Below are 3,962 nucleotides of genomic sequence, written 5' to 3' on the forward strand. Positions count from 1 at the left end.
GCCGCTCGCCGCCGCCAGGACGCCGCCGCTCGCCGGCGCCCCGGCAGCGGCGCGCATGAAGGGCTCGATGCGCGGCCCGACCTTCGTCTCCACCGCATAGACCGAATGGGTGGCGGTGAGGAACAACGTGCGCCAGTCCGCCCCGCCCCAGGCGAGGTTGCCGACCAGTTCCGGCACCCGGACCTGACCGATAAGGGTGCCGGCCGGGGAATAGACCCACACGCCGCCCGGCCCGCACACCCACACATTGCCCTCGGCATCGCACTTCATGCCGTCCGGCACGCCCGGCTCGGAGGGCGAGACGATGCCGGAGGCGAACACCCGTCCCGGTCCGAGCCGCCCGTCAGGGCGCACGTCGAACACGCGGATCAGGTGCTGCACCGTGTCGTTCACATAGAGCAGCGCCTCGGTGGGGCAGAAGCACAGGCCGTTCGGCTGGGTGAAGAGATAGCGGTCCACCAGCAGTTCCGGCGCGCCACCGCCCGGCGGGACGCGGTAGACGCCCTGGAAGCCGAGCTGGCGCGGCCGCTCCACCCCGTAGACCGGCATGCGGCCGTACCAGGGATCGGAGAAGTAGATCGCGCCGTCCGACTTCACGCACAGATCGTTCGGGCTGTTCAGCTCCATGCCCTCGAAATGGGAGGCGACCACCTCGCGCCGCCCGTCCGGCCGCTCGCGCACCAAGGACGAGGTGGCATGCTCGCAGACGAGGAGGTTGAGGTCCGCGTCATAGGTCATGCCGTTGCACTTGTTGGCCGGGCGCATGACCTCGGTCACGCTCCGCCCGTCCCAGCGCCGGCGCACGTCGCCCGGCATGTCCGAGAACAGGAGGTGGTGGTCGCGCGGGTGCCAGACCGGCCCTTCGGTGAACTGGAAGCCCGTGCCGATCTGGCGGACCGGCGCCCACAGGTCGATGAGGTCGGCGAAGCCGGGCCGCAGCGCGGCGTGGGTGGTCATGGCGCCCCCCCGTCAGGCCGCGAACCAGTTGCGCGCGGGCAGGGTCTGCACCACGGGCCCCGGCACCGCCATGTCCATGCGCCCCACCACCTGGCCGCGCTCGATCTTCGCGCCCTTGTCGTGCACCGGCAGCAGGAAGCGGGCGCCGCTCGCCAGGAGCTTCTTGATGGCGGCCTTCTCCTGGCGCTTGGAGACGCCGTGATTGCCGGTGGTGCGCGGCTCGTTGAAGCTGATCTCGTGGAAGGGGGTGACGATCTGGTCGTTGAAGTCGTAGATCACGTCGCCGCAGATGGTGCAGCGGCCTTCCACGGTGTCCACGTGGACGTTCATCGAGCCTTCCGTGTGGGCGCCGGCCGCCTCCAGGTAGCAGCCGGGGAACAGCTCGATGATCCCCGTCAGCTCCAGGTCCTCGAAGCGCAGCGCGTCGCGGGTGTGCAGGCGGTCGATGAGGTGCTTGATGTCGGGTGCGGGATATTGCGGGTGCATGAGGCCCGACACCGAATATTCCAGTTCCCGGCGGTTCACGATCACCGTGGTGTTCATGGGGAACAGGTCGTCCTTGCCCGCATGGTCGATGTGCAGGTGGGTGTGCATCACATAGCGCACGTCGCCCATGCGCACGCCGTATTTGGCGAGCTGGTTCTCGATCATGTTCTCGTGGAACTGGAGCCCGCGCATGCCGAGGGTCTCCATGATCTGGTTGTTGCGGTAGCCGGTATCCACCACCACCGGCCAGGGTCCGCCGAGGATCAAAAAGCCGTAGGTGGGCACGCGGCGCGTGCGGCCGCAGTCCCGGCCGAGGACCAGAAAGCTGGATTCAAGCTCGATATCGCCGAAGTCCAGGACCTTGATTTCGAGCGCCATGGGTGTCCTCCGTCAGGTATGGCTCAGGCGGTAGACCCGCCGCGCGGTTTCGTTGAAGACGCTCATGGCCGCCGCCTCCGGCACTGCCGCCTGGTGGGCGGCGAGGAGCGCGGCATAGGTGGTCCAGAGCTTCTCGATGGGGAAATTGGAGCCGAACAGGCAGCGCTCTGGCCCGAACAGGCCGAGCGTCTCGCCGTCCACGAAGGCGACGTGCTCGGCATCGTTGGCGCGCAGAAAGGTGCCGAGGCCGGAGAGCTTGCTCGTCACGTTGGGCCGGGCGGCGAGCAGCGCCATGCCGTTGCGCCATGCCGCGATGCCGTCGGGCGAAAGGTACTCCAGCATGCCGGCATGCTGCAGCACGAAGGTCACGTCTGGGCAGAGCGCGGCAAGCTCCGCGGCGCCGGCCATCTGCGGCGCGAACACCTGGAGGTCGAAGCTGAAGCCGTAGTCGGCGAGGTGCCCCACATTGGCGATGACGCGCGGGTCGAGGCACAGATCGGGGGCGCTGGCGAAGCGGTAGAGCGCATTCTCGTGCCAGTGGAGCTGCATGCGCACGCCCTTGACGCGCGGGTTCGCGGCGAGCCGGTCGAACTGCGGCCGCGCATCGCCGGCCAGAAGGTCCGCATAGGCGACGATGGCGAGGGGAAAGCCGCTGTCCTCGGAGGCACGGGTGACGAACTCCACCTCGTCCATGAAGCGCGCCGGTGCCCAATTGGCCTGGACATAGACCGCCTGCGTCACACCGCAGGGGCGGCAGTCGGCGAGATACTCCTCCACCGGGTAGTCGCGCCGGATCGGCTCGTAGGGGCCGAAGATGCGCGGCTGCATGGGGCCGAGCAGCCAGGGCAGGTCCTGCTGGCGCCAGATGTGGAAATGGCCATCGACGATGCCGGTCATGCGGCCTCCGAGCCTGCGAGCGAAAGGATGTGGCGGCAGATGCGCGCCGTGGTGGCGCCGTCGCCGAGCCGGGCGAAGCGCGGCGCGATGAGGCGCAGCGCCTCAGTCTCCGGGCGGAAGGCGGGGTCGGCGGCGAGCGGGGTCAGCCAGTCGATGCGGTGTGCCCGCGCCGCGAGCCGCGTCACGGCCGAGACCAAAAGGCGCGGGATCGCCGCGTTTCCAGCCCGTCGGAGAGCACCCACCCACCACCGGCCCCCGCCGCGAACGCGGCAAAGCGCGGCACGGCGAGGAACGCCTGGAGCGCATCGCCGATCCGCGTGCCGCCGTCCCAGTCGGGCACGAGCGCGGCGCCTCGGCCAGCGCCTGCTCGCGCCGGCGCCGCTTCAGCGCCCGCGTCACCCGCGACAGGCGGGTGCCGAAGGTGAACACCTCCGCCCGCGGCGCCGCCTGGACGATGGTGTGGGCCAGGGCGAGGTTGGCGTTGGTGCGCTGCTTCATGGAGCCGGAGACGTCGATCAGCAGCAGGATCGGCCGCGGGCGCCTGACGCGGCGCAGCCGCTTGAGGCTCATCACCTCGCCGTCGTGGCGGATGGCCTCCCTGAGGCTTTTCGCGAGGTCGACCATCCGGGCCGCGCCGGGGCGGCCCGCCGGCGATAGCCGCGCCGGCGCGGCAATGCGGCGGGCAGAGCGCGGCCGAAGCGGCGCAGCACCTCGCTCTCGCTCAAGGCGGCGAGCCGGCGCACGGAGAGCGCTTCGGCGCCGGTGGGCGCCTCGCCGGTCTCGTTGATCTCCTCGCCGAGGATCACCTCCTGGAGGCCCGCATCATCCTGGGCGCCCATCTCCTCGTCGGCCTCGAACTCCTCCTCGCCCGGCTCGGCGATGGCGCCGAGGAAATGCTGGTCGAACAAAGCGTCGAACAGCGCCCCGCCGGCTCGAGCCGGCGGGGCGAGGGTGGCGGCGGCGCCGCGGCGCACATGCTCCAGGCTGCGCGGGCCGAGCAGCTCCACCGCCATGAGGAAGGCCAGGGTCTGCTCCGGCGCCACGGCGAACCCGTTCTCCCGCAGCAGCGCCGGGAAGGCGACGAACACGCGCGCGGCGGCGGGCAGGCGCGGGCTCATGCCGCCGCTCCGGGAATGATGAGGTGGAGGCGCGGGCGCAGGAAGGCGAGGTCCTCCTCGTCCTTGATGGCGGTGCCGATGGCGCGGCGGAACGCCTCCGGCCAGGGCGCGCCGGTGCCGGCGAGG

General features: G+C 70.8%; 5 protein-coding genes. All 5 read right to left on the minus strand.

The annotated features are described in order from the left end of the window. Positions 1–957, minus strand: a 957-nt coding sequence (locus AC2W7M_RS21465) for an SMP-30/gluconolactonase/LRE family protein (protein ID WP_486134766.1), incomplete at its 3' end; no start/stop codon positions are given. A 12-nt stretch (positions 958–969) separates the two neighbouring features. Continuing rightward, positions 970–1,821 (minus strand): N-acyl homoserine lactonase family protein, encoded by an 852-nt coding sequence (locus tag AC2W7M_RS21470; protein ID WP_486134768.1) that lies wholly within the window; start codon positions 1,819–1,821, stop codon positions 970–972. A gap of 12 nt (positions 1,822–1,833) precedes the next feature. Further along, positions 1,834–2,718, minus strand: a complete 885-nt coding sequence (locus AC2W7M_RS21475) for an amidohydrolase family protein (RefSeq protein WP_486134770.1) — start codon at positions 2,716–2,718, stop codon at positions 1,834–1,836. Positions 2,719–2,820: 102 nt separating this feature from the next. Further along, positions 2,821–3,342: a VWA domain-containing protein gene (locus AC2W7M_RS21480; protein WP_486134772.1), complete on the minus strand. Its 522-nt coding sequence runs from the start codon at positions 3,340–3,342 to the stop codon at positions 2,821–2,823. Then, complete coding sequence (locus AC2W7M_RS21485) at positions 3,288–3,836, minus strand: hypothetical protein (protein ID WP_486134774.1); 549 nt, start codon at positions 3,834–3,836, stop codon at positions 3,288–3,290. The genes AC2W7M_RS21480 and AC2W7M_RS21485 overlap by 55 nt, the downstream gene beginning before the upstream one ends. Between the last annotated feature and the right edge of the window lie 126 nt (positions 3,837–3,962).

The organism is Xanthobacter sp. BG11Y11_SDJG (assembly GCF_057364445.1).

Excerpts from the sequence above, each read along its gene's own strand:
- AC2W7M_RS21475 (WP_486134770.1), bottom strand. The coding sequence starts at position 2,718 with ATGACCGGCATCGTCGATGGCCATTTCCACATCTGGCGCCAGCAGGAC.
- AC2W7M_RS21480 (WP_486134772.1), bottom strand. The coding sequence starts at position 3,342 with ATGGTCGACCTCGCGAAAAGCCTCAGGGAGGCCATCCGCCACGACGGC.
- AC2W7M_RS21470 (WP_486134768.1), bottom strand. The coding sequence starts at position 1,821 with ATGGCGCTCGAAATCAAGGTCCTGGACTTCGGCGATATCGAGCTTGAA.
- AC2W7M_RS21485 (WP_486134774.1), bottom strand. The coding sequence starts at position 3,836 with ATGAGCCCGCGCCTGCCCGCCGCCGCGCGCGTGTTCGTCGCCTTCCCG.